General features: G+C 45.0%; 15 protein-coding genes. 7 read left to right on the top strand and 8 right to left on the bottom strand.

Going from position 1 to position 15,701, the window contains the following annotated elements:
• Positions 1–32: 32 nt before the first annotated feature.
• The 3 genes from ACGTNI_RS11800 to dcuS form a co-directional block, all read right to left on the bottom strand.
• Complete coding sequence (locus ACGTNI_RS11800) at positions 33–1,361, bottom strand: 2-hydroxycarboxylate transporter family protein (RefSeq protein WP_394462611.1); 1,329 nt, start codon at positions 1,359–1,361, stop codon at positions 33–35.
• 280 nt (positions 1,362–1,641) lie between these two features.
• Positions 1,642–2,358, bottom strand: a complete 717-nt coding sequence (locus tag ACGTNI_RS11795; RefSeq protein WP_394462609.1) for a response regulator — start codon at positions 2,356–2,358, stop codon at positions 1,642–1,644.
• Positions 2,351–3,961: a DcuS/MalK family sensor histidine kinase gene (gene dcuS / locus ACGTNI_RS11790; RefSeq protein WP_394462607.1), complete on the bottom strand. Its 1,611-nt coding sequence runs from the start codon at positions 3,959–3,961 to the stop codon at positions 2,351–2,353. The genes ACGTNI_RS11795 and dcuS overlap by 8 nt, the downstream gene beginning before the upstream one ends.
• A 151-nt stretch (positions 3,962–4,112) precedes the next feature.
• On the opposite strand from dcuS, the gene ACGTNI_RS11785 reads away from it, so the two are divergent.
• The gene (locus tag ACGTNI_RS11785) at positions 4,113–4,349 is read left to right on the top strand and encodes a hypothetical protein (RefSeq protein WP_394462605.1); all 237 of its coding nucleotides are present in this window, start codon (positions 4,113–4,115) and stop codon (positions 4,347–4,349) included.
• A 41-nt stretch (positions 4,350–4,390) separates the two neighbouring features.
• On the opposite strand, the gene ACGTNI_RS11780 is transcribed toward ACGTNI_RS11785, so the two are convergent.
• Positions 4,391–4,570 carry a small acid-soluble spore protein H gene (locus tag ACGTNI_RS11780; protein ID WP_394462679.1) on the bottom strand — a complete coding sequence of 60 codons (180 nt, stop codon included), beginning with the start codon at positions 4,568–4,570 and terminating at the stop codon, positions 4,391–4,393.
• A 183-nt stretch (positions 4,571–4,753) separates the two neighbouring features.
• On the opposite strand from ACGTNI_RS11780, the gene ACGTNI_RS11775 reads away from it, so the two are divergent.
• The 4 genes from ACGTNI_RS11775 (at position 4,754) to ACGTNI_RS11760 (ending at position 8,955) form a co-directional block, all read left to right on the top strand.
• Positions 4,754–5,971 carry a dicarboxylate/amino acid:cation symporter gene (locus ACGTNI_RS11775; RefSeq protein ID WP_394462677.1) on the top strand — a complete coding sequence of 406 codons (1,218 nt, stop codon included), beginning with the start codon at positions 4,754–4,756 and terminating at the stop codon, positions 5,969–5,971.
• A 124-nt stretch (positions 5,972–6,095) separates the two neighbouring features.
• Positions 6,096–7,049, top strand: coding sequence for a hypothetical protein (locus tag ACGTNI_RS11770; RefSeq protein ID WP_394462603.1), 954 nt, complete (start codon positions 6,096–6,098; stop codon positions 7,047–7,049).
• A gap of 57 nt (positions 7,050–7,106) precedes the next feature.
• Complete coding sequence (locus tag ACGTNI_RS11765) at positions 7,107–8,066, top strand: hypothetical protein (protein WP_394462601.1); 960 nt, start codon at positions 7,107–7,109, stop codon at positions 8,064–8,066.
• A 235-nt stretch (positions 8,067–8,301) separates the two neighbouring features.
• Entirely contained in the window at positions 8,302–8,955 is a 654-nt protein-coding gene (locus ACGTNI_RS11760; protein ID WP_394462599.1) for a superoxide dismutase family protein, read from the top strand.
• A 31-nt stretch (positions 8,956–8,986) separates the two neighbouring features.
• On the opposite strand, the gene ACGTNI_RS11755 is transcribed toward ACGTNI_RS11760, so the two are convergent.
• The gene (locus ACGTNI_RS11755) at positions 8,987–11,155 is read right to left on the bottom strand and encodes an FUSC family protein (RefSeq protein WP_394462597.1); all 2,169 of its coding nucleotides are present in this window, start codon (positions 11,153–11,155) and stop codon (positions 8,987–8,989) included.
• Positions 11,156–11,311: 156 nt separating this feature from the next.
• Between ACGTNI_RS11755 and ACGTNI_RS11750 the strand changes: the two genes are divergently transcribed.
• Entirely contained in the window at positions 11,312–12,511 is a 1,200-nt protein-coding gene (locus ACGTNI_RS11750; protein WP_394462595.1) for a CynX/NimT family MFS transporter, read from the top strand.
• 13 nt (positions 12,512–12,524) lie between these two features.
• Positions 12,525–12,710 carry a hypothetical protein gene (locus ACGTNI_RS11745; protein ID WP_394462593.1) on the top strand — a complete coding sequence of 62 codons (186 nt, stop codon included), beginning with the start codon at positions 12,525–12,527 and terminating at the stop codon, positions 12,708–12,710.
• Between the two features lie 19 nt (positions 12,711–12,729).
• On the opposite strand, the gene ACGTNI_RS11740 is transcribed toward ACGTNI_RS11745, so the two are convergent.
• The 3 genes from ACGTNI_RS11740 to ACGTNI_RS11730 all read right to left on the bottom strand — a co-directional run bounded on the left by ACGTNI_RS11740 (position 12,730) and on the right by ACGTNI_RS11730 (position 15,373).
• Entirely contained in the window at positions 12,730–13,125 is a 396-nt protein-coding gene (locus ACGTNI_RS11740) for a hypothetical protein (protein WP_394462591.1), read from the bottom strand.
• A gap of 141 nt (positions 13,126–13,266) precedes the next feature.
• Positions 13,267–13,926, bottom strand: a complete 660-nt coding sequence (locus ACGTNI_RS11735) for a hypothetical protein (protein WP_394462589.1) — start codon at positions 13,924–13,926, stop codon at positions 13,267–13,269.
• 67 nt (positions 13,927–13,993) lie between these two features.
• The gene (locus tag ACGTNI_RS11730; protein WP_394462587.1) at positions 13,994–15,373 is read right to left on the bottom strand and encodes an alkaline phosphatase; all 1,380 of its coding nucleotides are present in this window, start codon (positions 15,371–15,373) and stop codon (positions 13,994–13,996) included.
• Between the last annotated feature and the right edge of the window lie 328 nt (positions 15,374–15,701).

Genomic DNA, 15,701 nt, shown 5'->3' with positions numbered 1-15,701 from the left:
GGATACACAGGTTTATGTTGAGTGTGAAACCATTACGATAATAGCGGAATGATTAAACCGGCTAACAGCAGAATCAAAGCTCCACCTAAACGGGATGAGATTTGTGCGAACGGCATCAGTTCCATTCTTCTGGAAGCGGAAAGGACCGCAACGTCACCCGTACCACCCATGTTAGCCATACAAAGTCCTGCTGTAATCGCTGCTTCGATGGGATAGAAGCCGACCAATTTACCAAGCAGTCCAGCTCCAATGATAGCACCAAACACAACACCAAATACGGTCAAAATGTACTGTAGGGTCATTGCTTCAATTACGGTATTTAAATCCGTGTAGGCGATTCCGATACCGAACAGCAAGGCAAGTGTCCAGTTGCTGGCAACAAATTTATACCACTGGCTTGCACCTTCGAGAACATTTTTTGGAATGATATCAGCAATTTTCGCAATTGCGACGATAATGATCATCAACGCATAAGGATGAAGCGGGATGAAATCTCCGAGCAAGGTACCAACAGCAAAGAAAGTGATGGCCGCAAGCAGTCCGATTCCCATTTTCTGAATATCATAGGTTTGTTTTTCCTCTTTATAACTGAATCCCTGGATTAGCTGACCGTTCCCGGTAAGAGAAGGCACTTTTTTTCCAAGCAGGTTAAGCATGCTGGCAAGCACAATCGCGAACACGTTACCAAGCGCCAGCGCCGGCACAAGCATGGAAATATAGTAGCTTGGATCATTTCCGAGCATCTCAGAGTAGATTTGACTCATTGGTACAGCGCCAGCGCCCATGCCGCCGCCCATGATTGGCATCGTAATGACGAGCACTGCATCCCTGATGGAGAATCCGACCAAAGCACCTAACAGGCCGGCAAACGCCATGGCACCGATAACAGCACCGAAGATTGGCAGGAAGTAGCGTAAACCTACTTTTACAAGAATCTTTTTGTTCATACCTAGAATACTTCCAGTGATCAAAGCGGCGATATAGAAGTTAAGGAAGCCTCCGTCCTTCATGAATTCCGTCATGGAAGTTACCGATGCTTCCGGCAGCCATCCGGCATAGACCATAAACGCTGCGCCGAAGATGGCGATAATCGCACCGCCGCCAAGAAAAGTTCGGACAATCGGTGTACGGTCCCCGACGAAACCTAATAATTCACCAAATACCATCATGACAAGCAAGCTTCCGATCATACCACCGGGGAGGTTGCCTGTATACATGCTTAAAATTGTAATCGCTGCAAAAATCCCGAACCATAGTACCGGTATTTCAAAAATCGTTAGTTTCTTCTTTTCGCTATGCATTTCTGTGACTTGGGCGTCCGTCTGTCGTTCGTATTCGAGTTCTCTGGCTGTCTGAGACATCTCAATCACTCCTTTTTAAATTAAATGAATAAAACGTAAACGCTTTCAATTTCTTAGTTTCAATAATAAGAAAGTTCACACAAATTTCACACATTATGAAACTATTGATAGTATTGTAATTAAAAAAAGCAACCGGCCAGGTTGCTTTACTAGCTTCATGGCGAAAACGGCTAAATCCTGAACCATTAATGATACCAATCGCTAGTCTATTTAAATATTGTTCACGGAAGTAAAAAAGGGAACTTCTCTAATCAGGAAGTTCCCTTTTTAGTAGAAAGCTTTATAAATAAGAAGCAATAATGTGCTGCCTTTCCTCATTCAGCTGATATTGATAAATCGGGCGGCCGACGCCGTAGATCAAGTCTTCTTCCAAATAACCGATATCTGTGAGGAATTTTAAATATTTCCTTACCGATACCCGTGAAATATTTGCTGCTTCTGCAATATCTTCGGTGGAAAAAGTTTGCCCCCCATAGAAAAGGATTGACTCATTAATTGTCTGCAACGTATTTTTCGTAAGCCCCTTTGGCAGTTCCTGTGGCTTCGACTGGTTGGAGGCAGGCTGGCTTTTCTTCCGGAACAGGCGGTCCAGCTCCTGTTGGCTGACACTGCTTTTATGATGGAGTTTATAATAATTATTTTTGTACCGCGTTAATGCCTCCTGGAAGTGGTCGAACTCAAATGGTTTGATTAAATAATCGATCGCCCCGAGCCGTAAGGACTGCTGAATCTGCTCCATTTCCGAAGCGGCTGTAATCAGAATGACATCCACATCCTCATTTTGCTCCCGGATCTGCCTAAGAAAATCAATGCCATTCGACCCTGGCATATACACATCTAGCAGTATCAAATCGACTTTAACTTTAGCCATATGTCCAACGGCCTCATCCGTGTTTGCCGCTGTTCCGCTGAGAGTGAAGCCATCCATTTGTTCAACATATTGCTTGTTCAGTGCCGCTACCATCGGATCATCTTCTACGACCAACACTTTAATCATTGCCGTCACCTCCTGATTCATAAGGAATTATGATGATAAAGGTTGTATCTTGTCCGGGACTGGAGTCTACTTCAATCGACCCTTCCAGCTGCTCTACACTATTTTTTGCCAAATAGAGGCCAAAGCCGCGGTGGTGGCCTTTTTTACTTGAAATTCCTTTTTGGAAAATTTCCTCTTGCTTATGTTCATCTATCCCGTCTCCGGTATCGGTGACCGTCATTGTCAAAAGCTCATCGATATAAGAGAGCTCTAGACTGACCTCTTTTTGCTCCGAATGACTGACACTTTCGATGGCATTATCAATGACATTTCCGAGAATGGTAATCAACTCATGCGTCAGCGATGGGTCATAAGGCTTTGGTATCGTCGTTTCACTATGGATTGCAAAATTAACATGCGATTCACGGGCATAACTGATTTTTCCGATGATAAAACCGGCAAATGCTGGATCCTTAATCGACCGAGTGACATTGCCTACCTCATGTGCCTGGTGGTCGACCAGTTTGCTGATGAAGCCTTTTACCTGATCATATTCCTCTAATTTAATCATCCCAAGCAGGACATGAAGCTGGTTCATGAATTCATGGGACTGCGCCCGAAGTGTATCGGCATACATCTGTACCCCGGTCAGCTGCTCGGCTAATTGGTTGACCTCTGTTTTGTCCCGGAAAGTCGCGATTGCGCCAACAATCTCCTCGTTAACGACAATCGGAACCCGGTTGGTGATGATCGATACGCCATTGATTACTTGCTCTTCGTCAAGGTCTGGCTCTGGATCGGTTAGAATATCAGCCAGCAATGTTCCAGGCAAAAATTCATTAATTTTCATTCCGATGGGTTCTTTTACCATCAGTCCGGCCTTTTGAAAAATCCGGCGTGCGGATCTGTTTACAAGTACGATATTAGCATCTTTGTCGATGGCAATAATCCCTTCATGGACGGAATGAAGCATTTGATTCCTTTCTTCATGAATCCTTGCAATAGCATGAGGCTCTAAACCGAATAAGCTTTTCTTAATATAATTAGCAAGCAGGAAAGCGCCAATAATACCGACAATCAAGCCGATGACCGTTCCGATTACAATCTGTTTCTGGCTTTGCTTTATGGACGCCTCCACAGCCTGCAGAGAGATGCCGACAGCTACCGCTCCGATCTGATTTTGTTCATCGTCATAAATAGGAGTAAACGCACGCAGTGATTTTCCAAGCGTTCCGGTCGATCTGGAAGTATATGCTTCTCCTTGAAGGACGCGTTTCTCGTCACCACCGACAAAATGATTGCCGATCCGGTCCGGCTCTGGATGAGATTTCCGGATGCCGTCCATATTCATGACGACCACAAACATAACATCAGCAGCATCCTGGATCGTCATCGCATAATCCTGAATATTATTTTCCTGTGCTTTGTCCTGCAGGCCGGTTTTGACCACCCGAGACTCTGCGACCGTACGGGAGACGATTTGAGCTTTTTCTTCTAACTGTGCTTCGATGTTGTCGCTTGTCGTATTGGTGATAAGAAGATCCGTGATTAATAAAGATACCAATACGACGATGCAGACAAATAATATAATCATCGTGCTTAGCTTGAACCGGGGCTTTGGCAATGGATGTCACCTCTATTTGGTAAAGGAGTGGCTACGTTTAGGGCTGGATGAAACGGAAATGGCATGGTTACCCCAAGCATACATAAACACCACTTTTTGTACCATTATAAACATGGAAAGACAAAAGCTAAACTCGAAAGGATAGGATACCATGGATGATAAGACGAAAAAGCGTAAATTAGAAGTCGAAACAAGGGACAACAATGAAATAGAGCTTGAAACGGCTCACCCAGGTCTGGAAGATTACAGTGTGCAAAACGATACCTTTGCGCCGGGAGAAAATAGTTATTTAAATGAACATCCAGGTGATAGAGCAGAGTTTTCTGAGGAGTTATCTGACGGGGGAGAACGAGATGAGTTTGCGAGAAGACAATCGGACCGGAGCTAATAAAAAGAACCCGCCACCCTTGGGGTGACGGGTTCTGATCCTTACTGTTCCTGTAAACTGTCTACCGGAACGCTTTGCTTTTGTTCTGGATTATTAAGCGGGTGAATCGTAGCTGTTCCGCTTGTTTCATCGACGTGTTCGATGTAGACGCTTTCTCCGTTATAGGTTACATTCACCATCTCGGAGGAGAAAGCTATATCCTGTGCGCGCTGTGCTTTAATCGTAATCACCTCCCGGAAATCAGTGATAATCATACTATTTGTTTTAACAGAGGTAGCTATACTATAAAAGGATGAAGGATGGGCATGAAGTCCTTTGTTTTGACTTTTATCTCCTGTTTTAGTAAATTATTATAAAATTCCGAGAAATAAAATAGGATTTATTATGCTTGAGGGGGGATAAATATTAAGACACTTTGGAAGCGATACAGAGATGTATCGCTGATCGTTAAAATAACAATTGCTCTTATTCTTGGTATTCTCACAGGGTTTATTTTTGGTGAAAGCACGAGCGTGTTAGCACCATTCGGTGATTTATTGCTTCGATTATTGCAATTCATCATTATACCTTTGATTTTATTTACTTTAATTGTAGGGGTAAACCAGACGCGCCTCGCTAACCTGAGCAGAATGGGCGGAAAAGTATTTCTTTATTACGTCGCTACATCTGCGCTTGCACTGATTGTAGGTTTGACAGTAGCGGGCATCATGAAGCCCGGGGAAGGGGTAACACAGCAGACGGACCAGACAGTCGATGCAGGAGAACATCCAGGAGTGGCGAGTGTGCTTCTCAATATCGTACCGGAAAATATCGTAACAGCGTTCAATGAAATGAATCTGCTCGGCATCATTTTTACCGCTATCGCATTCGGGATTGCGATTTCCGCATTACGAGGGTCTACAGAGCACGGGGCTCTCGGGGAGCACGTTTATAAAATGGCTGATGGACTCAATGAAGCGACATTCAAAATCATGCATGTGATTTTGCAGTACGTTCCCATCGGTATTTTTGCCATCATCGCCCAAACGGTCGGCAATCAGGGAATGAACACGATTTTATCCCTCGGGAACATGATTGGTGTGCTCTATATAGCGATCATCGTGCAGGTTGTCATTTATATTGTACTAATGCTGTTGTTTAAAGTAAGTCCAGGAAAATTCTTTTCGCAGGCACGGACACCGATGATTACCGCTTTTGTCACCCAAAGCAGCTCTGGAACTTTGCCGTTGACACTGAATGCCGCTAACAACCTCGGTATTTCCAAAAGCTTATACGGTTTCAGCCTTCCGCTCGGGGCAACCATCAATATGGATGGCGCAGCGATCCGGATCGCCGTTTCTGCTGTATTTGCTGCCAACTATACTGGTACAGAACTTGGACTCGGAGAAATGCTGGCCATCGTCATTGTCGGTACACTTGCCTCCATTGGGACAGCTGGAGTTCCAGGTGCCGGGATTGTCATGATAGCAACCGTGTTCACGCAAGTCGGCCTGCCAATGGAAGTCGTCGCATTACTCACATCCGTCGATGCCCTTGTAGGCATGGGAGCGACAGCATTGAATGTAACCGGTGACCTTGCCGGAACGTCTATCATTAGTAAGACCGAAAAAGAAGAAAGTTAAAAGACCGGTGATGCCGGTCTTTTTTGTTGAATAATTTGACAAATCCTAACACAATTTTCAGAAAACGGACGAAAAAATAACAAAATTCAGGAATGTTTGTAAATAGAGGGAAGGAGGTGAGCATATGCGCAAAAGACCATTGTTATATGTATTTCTAATGGTACTGGCGGTATTTTTCCTTCCAGCCGATACGTTTGCGAATAACGGAAAAACCCCTGAGCAGGCATCACCACAGGCTGATGAATATAAAGAAACATCAACCCCTGTCGCTGAAGAGGCTGCAGAGAAAGGCGAAGAAACTTCTCAGGCTGCCAAAGAACAAGCAGCAGAGAAAGAGAGCCAAGCCTCTGAAACTGCTGAAGCAGCTTCTAGTCATGGCAAGCAAACCTCTCAAGAGACGACAGGTAACATCTATAAGGATGATAGAAAGAACAAACATGCGGAAGATGCTGCTGACAAATCCTTTCCACCCCAGGCGAATGACAAAGCCTCTGAAACTGCTGATAAGGTAAAACGGGAAGCAGCACAGAAAAAAGAAACCGTTAAAAAAGCGGTTATAGATAAGCCGTATGAAGATAAGGGGAGGTCAAACCGACCGGTAGAAAAGACCTCAGCCACTAAAGAAGAGCCAGCTACAAAGACGAATACCCAAAAGAGCTCTAAAGATAATCAGGCTGATGGAAAAGAGGAATTGCAGCCAGTAGAAGCTGAAGCCGAGCCAACGAACGTAAAAGTTGAGCCTTCAGCAGCTGATCAAGGGGCTTCGAAAGCTCCTGTTCCAGCAGACGATCAGGAACGCAATAAACAGGAACAAGAAGAGCCGGCACCACAACCAGAGCCGAGGGAAAAACCGATCGCTCAGATACATATGACCAAGCCAGCTTCGTTCCCATCACCAGTATCTTCGGGCGGAGGCGACCTTGGCGGCCAAACTTCATTCTCTTTGATTAAAGGAAATCTGCCAGGTTCTTTCCTGCTTGTTGCGGCCCATTCTCAAACAATCGGTATGCGATCTGATTTTCTCACAGATCAATGGGTGAATGCACCGCCAGCAGAACCACCGAAAAACGCTTCTTAATTTTTTATAAGAGGATATAAACTACATCACTAATAAAAATTAAGGAGCGATTCAAACATGAAAAACACATGGGTTAAATCTCTAGTATTTGCAGGAACATTGACAATCGGAGCATTCGTTGGCGTCCAGTCCACAGACGCAGCATCTTCCAATGCAGAAATATCTGTAAAAGTGGTGGAAAAACAAGAAGCAGCAGCTGAGAAAAAAGCAGAAGCAAAAGCCAAAGGAAAAGCAGAAGTTTCTGTGAAAGCCGATGAAGAAGAAAAAACGGTTCAGGCCGAAGAAAAAGTAAATACATCTCAGGAAAACAAAGCAAACGCTCAAGCTTCCGCGAATGCAAGCGAGACAGCAAAAGAAAACGCATCTGAAAACTCCGCGGTATTGGCTGGAGAAGCTGAAGTTACAACCGAAGAAGGTACAGAAGAAGAGGCTGCAGAAGAAGTTGAACTAGACGAAGAAAGTGAAGAAGCAACGGAAGAAGATGAAGACGAGGCAGCAGACAAAGAACAAGAAAAAGTAAACAAAGCACAAGAAAACAAAGCAAACGCCCAAGCATCAGCAAATGCAAGTGAAACAGCAAAAGAAAACGCATCTGAAAATTCCGCGGTTCTAGCAGGGGAAGTTGACGAAGATGTGATAGAAGAAGAAGCAGCTGAAGAAGAAACAGCAACGGAAGAAGATTCCACAGAAGAAGCGGCAACAGATGAAGAAAGTGGAGAAGCAACCGAAGAAGATGAAGAACAAGAAGAAGTAAACAAAGCAGAAGAAAACAAAGTAAATGCTCAAGCATCTGCAAACGCAAGTGAAACAGCGAAAGAGAATGCATCTGAAAATTCTGCAGTCCTTGCTGTGGCATTAGAAGAGGAAGCAACAGAGGAAGAGTCTGTGGAAACTGATGAAGATACTGAAGAAGAAGTGGAAGTAGACGAAGAAACTGAAGAAGCAGTTGAAGAAGAAGACGAAAAAGAAGAAGATGAAGAAACGGAGACTGTTTCTGTAGAAGCTAGAGAAGAATAATCAGCAAGTGAGCCGGGGACTCCCCCGGCTTCTTTTTTTGGGGCGTTAGGGAAGAATGTTCGAGAGTTAAGTCAGAACCCTCCATCTATCCGCAAAAAAACAGCACCAACCCCCGACTTCTTGCACACTTCCATTAGGATGAAAGTCCAATTTTGCATCCATCACGTTTATCAGCTCCTTATTTCGTAAAAAGATACATAGCATGAAATTTTTACAAAAAAGGAGCGATGTGCCGATGAAGCGCTGGATGTTGCTTGCGATTACCGTATTGATGATCGCCATACTTGCTGCCTGTGGCGGCAACGAAGAAAGCGGCGAAAACAGTGGAAACGAGGATACAACCGAAGAGAATAACGAAGAGCAGAACAGCGAAGAAAGTCAGGAAAACGAAGACGGCGAGAGCAAGGAAGAAGAAGGTGCCGAGACCGAAGAGGTCACCGTCGATCTAAAAGATCCCGATGATGAAAATATTGGTACCGCCAAGTTGAAACAGCAGGAAGACGGTGTACTGATCAGCCTGGATGCGTCAGGACTTCCACCGGATGAACATGGCTTCCACATTCATGAAACAGGCACATGCGAGGCACCTGAATTTGAATCGGCCGGTGGTCACTTCAACCCGGAAGGTGTGAGTCATGGAACCAATAGCGAAGATGGACCGCATGCCGGAGACCTTCCAAACATCGACGTAGGTGATGACGGATCCATTCAGGAGGAAATATTGGCAGAAAATGTAACCATGAAAAAAGGGGAAGACAACTCCTTATTGAAAGAAGAAGGAACAGCATTAGTGATTCATGCGGAGCCTGACGATAATGAATCCCAGCCATCTGGTGATGCCGGCGTACGAATCGCCTGCGGAGAAATCAATGATGGTCTGCTTGAATAAAGAAAAAGGACTCCACCAGCGGAGTCCTTTTTTATTTCAACCCTAATTTTACTGCGAGTACTAACAGCGACTGGTTAATGCGCCATACATAATAAAGGTGGTGAACGAGGTCCCCATGTCCCTGCTCGCTTCCAGGGGCGAGGCGCTCAATTTGGGCTCGCTCTTCCTGCAGGTCATATAATTCGGCTGCATGCGCTTCGCCTTTAATTTTTGCGGACAGAACCTCAAGGTTATGTGCCAACTTTTCCTCCATCTTCGGAAAAACATCCTTCAGTTCCTCCGGATAGACAAAATTTTTCTGATAAGCAGAAGCCACCAGATGTTTGGCGTAGTAGTTGATCGCTGTGAAAATCGTAATCCACCGCGATAATTCAGAACGCTTCATTGCGCCCGGCCGCTGCAGCATCGGGCGGGATTCGTCTTTGATGGCCTGGACTTTTTCTTCCATTGTAAACGCCTGTTCTGCCAGGTCCTTCACCTTAACCGGCTCATGAAAGCTTCTTACATAAGGAATCACATACCCTTTTAACTCATCCAGATAGTCAGCGAACGTCTCGTTTACCTTGTCATGGGTTTTTGTCGGTAAGAGTACCGCCGATACGATAAACGCAATTGCTCCGCCGGCAATCGTATCCACAACACGAGCGCCTAATAAAGCAAAGCTGATTCCGCCTAATAACAGGTCGTACATGAAGGCAATAAGCAGCGTAATGAAAATACTCATTGCCGTGTAGGAAACAGTCAAAATGTAGAAGGCGGAAAATACGACGATAAAGATCAGCAGCACTTCAAGGGCAGTATAGTCGGAAACAAGGCGGGCAAGTCCGAACCCGATAATCGCTCCGATAACCGTTCCGACGGATCGCTGAAATCCTTTCAAGTAGGTGCGGCCAACGGTTTCTGTCCCGAGTAAGATGATGAATGTCGTCAAAATCACCCAGTAAGGCTGGATCGGTGAAATGATATGACCGACAATAACGGCGATGGTTCCGCCTGCCAAGGCCTGGAGTGCTTTCTTCGTGGAAGGTTTCAGTCCTTCTTTCTTTTCCTCTTCTGAGGTTTCTTCGTCCTCATTCTTCTGTTCCTCATCAGCGTGTTGTCCGTTATCTCCTGTTTGCAAGGAAAGCTGAATTTCGATTGCCCCGTTGGTGACATGATCAGCAATCGACTCGATACGTCGCAATAAATAAAGCCTGCCCTTGGGACGGGGGCCATGGTCTTCAAATAGCTGATTGATCGTATCACGAAATTTCACAGTGGCTCGTTGAGCGATATGCAAATTTTCTTTTTCGTAGGCAGGGGAGAGCACATCGGCTTTCCGAAGTGCAACGATGACCTCCACGAGTAATTGCCTCACTTCTTCCGTTTCAAATGCATCGTTCCGCTTCAGTTCTGCAAGCGAATCCGCTAAGGTTTCAACAAACATGGCGGCATCGAATACATAAAGTCTTACTTGTGATGTTGTAAGACCTGGCCATAATTCGCTAACATCATGGGTGTTCAAATCCGTGGCAACGTTTCTGGCATACTCTCTTAGTTTCCCAACGTTATAATAAAGTTTTTTCGCCCGGGATTCCTTTACTTCCGGATCCTCGATCATATCGATCAGCAATTGGAAAGTGAGGTTTGCCTGAGTATGAAAGGACTGGATGCTTCTCTTCAGCATATGTGCAGAATCTTTGAAAATAATGAAGTTATAGAGAAAAGCGTAGCTGACTCCAATGACAATTGCGATATAAAACCACGGGAACTGAGCGGGTGATAATTTTAAAAAAGATGAAATATAGACTGTCATGAAGGCGATCATGCCAAGGGAAAAGTACCTGCTTCCGAAACGGGTGAAATAAAAAGCGGAAAAAACAACAGCGACCATAAGTGAGGAGACGAGAAACACACTTTCCGCCAGCAGTGCACCGAATGTCACACCGCCCATAGCAGAAATTACAAGCAGCCCGGTGGTTACTTGTTTTTCCTGTTTTGTATCGTCCATCACTGCCATGACTCCAAGCATTCCACACATGCCGGCTACGATTGCGGGCGATAGTGCTTCCTGTGCAGCCATGCCATATAAGGAAATGACGGTAAACACCGCTGATATTAAACTGAGGGTTGCTTTGCCCGCCTGGTTCAACCGTTTACGCCCGGGGTCAGAAGCGAGCAGTCTTCCCAGCCAGTAGTCTTTGAGTGAAAGTTTCTTCAACGCTTCATCACCCCTTCCATCGATGTATTATATTCTTTCTATTTTACGTTCCCTTCCGTTTACGGGCAACTTATTTGAAAGGTCTTCCCGATTTACAATAATTTTGAAAATGGTAGGATGATAAATAAAGATTCACGTCACGAGAGGAAAATAATAATGACAGACCACCCTCAACAAACGAAAAAGATTCTTTTCATCATAGGCGTCATCTTTGTGGCGTTCAATTTGCGGCCGGCAATAACGGGTGTCGGTCCGCTCATCAGTTCCATTCGAATCGATCTTGGGATTTCCTATGGGGCTGCCGGATTTATCACCACACTGCCGTTGATTTCCTTTGCGATATTTTCTTTTCTAGCTCCGCAGCTCGGAAACCGTTTTGGTTATGAGCGGATGGTTTTCGCAGGGTTAGTGACGCTGATGCTTGGCATCTCGATTCGCTACATTGCCGCTGCGCCGACGTTATATACGGGTACTGCGCTCGTTGGAATAGGGATTGCTATTTCCAATGTGCTGCTTCCGGGAATCATCAAGGGCAGGTATCCAGGAAGAATCGGCTTGATGACAGCTGTTTATACCACCTCGATGTCCATTTTTTCTGCAGTCGGTTCAGGACTTAGCATCCCGCTTGCTGAAGGATTGGGGCTTGGATGGGAAAAAGCGCTGTTCGCCTGGGTACTGCTCGCCCTGATTGCTGCTATATTATGGGTTCCCCAGCTATCCCGTCCGGTGAAAAACGAGGATAAAACCATCGCCGGGCTGTCAGGCCCTCCGATCTGGAAATCGAAAATAGCCTGGCAGGTGACTATTTTTATGGGACTTCAATCATTCTTATTTTACAGCCTGATTACCTGGCTGCCGGAGATCATGACTGGAAAAGGACTTGGGATTGCGGCAGCAGGATGGATGGTTTCCACGATGCAGTTGGCCGGACTGCCGATGACCTTTCTGACCCCCGTGCTGGCTGACCGCTTCCGTAACCAGCGGGGACTGATCATGATGATAGGGGTACTGTATCTTACCGGCTTGACCGGAATGTTAGTAAGCACCAGTACTGGCTGGCTGACCGGGAGTGTCATGCTGATGGGGATGGGGCAGGCGTCCAGTATCAGCCTTGCCCTCACCCTTCTTGGTCTCCGTGCTGCCAACGCCCGTGAGAGTGCGGCGTTATCCGGAATGGCGCAATCATTTGGATATGCCTTGGCTGCCATCGGTCCGACCCTGATCGGAATGATACTTGATGTGTCCGCAACTGTCATCACACCGATCGTAATATTTATTGGAATATTGGTTGTCATGATAGCAGCAGGGTTTGGAGCTGCGCGCAACCAGACGGTATTTGCACCCGTAAAGGAGTAGGGGGGTAAACCCTTTGATAGAAGTAATAAAGAAAGGCTCGCCTTACGTGTTTGGGGCGATCGTGGTTGTGATTGTGTTGGGCTTTTTACAAGACGGGCCAACCGATTGGGGAAGCTTGGTAAGGACAACTATAGCCGGTTTGATCGGTACGTTTATCGGATTAGGTTTGAAGAAATTTTTTTCTGAAGAGAAGAACTGACCAGCCTGGCTTAGGCTGGTCAGTTCTTTTTATAGTGGAAGCTTTTATTTAAAAATACATCTCTTACATAAACCGTATAGATCAAAACAATCATAGACCACACAAAGTTACCGGTGTAGGGCTGGGGAGATTGGTCCGTGATAAGCAGCAGGCTAATTAGTCCAAAAAGAATCGAGTAGGATACCATTAACCAGAACCCCCATTTTTTCAACCTCATATAACCATAAATCATTCCTGCGGAAAACAAAGCAACAGTCACTCTTACGATTTTTTCAGGGGCGTTTGGTATTCCGAATCGTTCTGCTATACTAATAGGTTGAGCTTCAGCCTGATAAAAGATAGCCGTAAATAATAAAACCAATGCACCAAATATGTAAAAATAGCTGATTAATGTAACCCCTAATGGCCTCTTCATCCAGATGCCCCTTTCTGTATGATAGCCTGCTCCTTGGTTCACCATACTCTACCATTGATTTGACATTAACTTACAAAACTCCTTTAAATAATATAAAAAAGACCACACCCTCAAGGGATATGGTCTATACTGTCGCTAAAATCATTTAAAAGTAATCGTCATTTCCTCGCCGTCATTGATAGACTTCTGTTCGCCATCCATGACATCACTCGTTTTAATTGTGATAGACTCAAGTTCTTCGACACTGGTTTCATTCAGCACAAAACCCATATTTCCAACCTTAACTTCACCAGGTTCATAGTCTCCATAGAGATTTTCCAGATAGAAATCGTCATCGAAATCTTTTTTCTCGCCTTTGTTCGTTTCCAGTAAATCTATCGGGGCAAAATTAACTGGCTGATCGCTGGTGTTTTTAATGGCAACGGTAAACTTGATATAGTCGAAGTTCGCTTCATTATGGCTGAATGCATGAAAATAGTCGATCAGGTCAGGTGACGGGGAGTAGTTCATCACTTTTATATCTTCGATTACAAGCTGTATCGGCCCGATTTCTTCAACAGTTTGCCCTTCTTTGATGGCCTTGAGTGTCAGCTGGCCGTTTTCATCCTCGACGTGATCGCCTGCTTGTTGGAGCTCACGGTCGTCGCTTGCCTGTGGGTTGTTCGTATACGTTGTTTTTTCTGGGATGTCAAATGGTACCGTGCTGTCCTTTGCTTCGGCATGGCTTTCATTACTATTGCCATCTGTTGAACAGCCGGCTAACAAAATCACGCTGAAACCTGCAATCAGCAGATGCTTCATGCTCCTTGCCTCCTTATTCAAACCGTGTTAGAAAAATAGCCGCTGCCCTAGAGACAGCGGCGTTTTCTTATTTTTTCACTGTTCCTCGATTGCCTTCCAATACTGCCATCACTTTCTGTCCGATTTCATGGTTGTCATGCAGACCTGCGAACTGGTCGGATTGTGGGCCGTAGCCATATACGATAACATCCTCACCAGTATGTCCCCCAGTCGTCCAACCCGTGCCGGAACGAACGTCGAAAATGTGCTCGATGGCATTATCAATCTCTGTTGTATCTCCTTTATCAGCCGCATCTTTAACCGATTGGATCTCTTCCTGTGTCAATTCCAGATCGATATAGCTGGAGAGCGTTTCTTCTACATCTGCACCATCTGCAATTTCAGCAGCCATGAAGTCCGGTGTGCGCTTCGCGGCTTTGATCGGTTCAGGATCCCACTTATACTCACCATCACGCCCCATAGCCATCCCGCCGGTAGAATGGTCAGCCGTTGTGACCACTAGCGTGTGCTTGTCCTTTTTGGCAAATTCGATTGCTTCCTGGTAAGCTTCTTCAAAATCCTGCATGTCACTCATTGCAGCTACGACATCATTATCATGACCCGCCCAGTCAATCTGGCTTCCTTCCACCATAAGGAAAAATCCATCTTTGTTTTTGCTTAAGCGGTCTAAAGCCGAAGATGTCATCTCTTTGAGTGATGGTACGTCTTCTGTACGGTCAATCATCTTGTCCATCCCTTTTGGTGCGAATAAGCCAAGTACCTGTTCACTGTCATCATTCAGCATTTCTTCACGTGAATCTACATAGCTGAAACCGTCCTGCTGGAATTCTTCGGTAAGATTGCGGTCTTCCCGGTCAAAATAAGAAGTTCCACCGCCAAGGATGACATCAATTTTATGTTCGCCATTCACTTTTTCATCGAAATAATCATCGGCAATATCATTGTAATTATGGCGGGATTCATTATGTGCACCGAACGATGCCGGTGTTGCGTGGTTCACCTGGGAGGTGGCGACAAGCCCGGTCGATTTTCCTTTTTCCTTTGCCAGTTCCAAAGCTGTCTTCACTTCATTCTTTTCCATGTCGACAGCGATAGCGTTGTTGTATGTCTTAATTCCGGCAGCCATCGAAGTAGCAGCGGCAGCCGAGTCTGTGATGCTTTCCTCTTCATCCCATGAATACGTTTCCTGCATGCCGATCAAGTCCTCATCGAATGCTGTGTTTTCCGTGTAAGGGGTAGAAGGGTCGTCCTTTAAGTATCGATAAGCTGAAGTGTAAGAAGTGCCCATGCCATCACCAATCAGGAAAATGACATTTTTAATTTCGCTATTACCTGTGTCTTGTTTTGCTGCAGCTTCATTCCCTAATGTTCCTGCCGTACTTCCAAAAACAACCGTAGACATGATAGCCACGGGCAGCAATTTCTTTGAAAACTTTTTGTTAAACAAACCTGATTCCTCCCATTACGTTATGTTATTGATGTACAGCACTCATATTACGGAGAAACTATTAATCTAGTATGGAGAGAATGTTAAGGGTTTGTAATTTTCGATGAATTTCACAAATGCCTAGATTGATGATTCTTTAGACCTTGTTATGTGAAGTACTTAACTGATTCTAATTAACCATATATAATATTTCGTGATACGAAATATTCAAAAGGTATCTAGGCCTATAACCCTTCATTTTTTAGCTTATCAGTCCTATGATATCAAAATATTCTGATAACATTGCCTTTCCTAGATTTTGGTATTACGATAACTCTAATATAAGAAA

Source organism: Thalassobacillus sp. B23F22_16, from assembly GCF_043496955.1.
GTDB classification, from domain to species: Bacteria; Bacillota; Bacilli; order Bacillales; family Halobacillaceae; genus Thalassobacillus; species Thalassobacillus devorans_A.
Note: the sequence above shows the minus strand (reverse complement) of the source record. Positions and strands in the feature narration are given on the sequence as shown.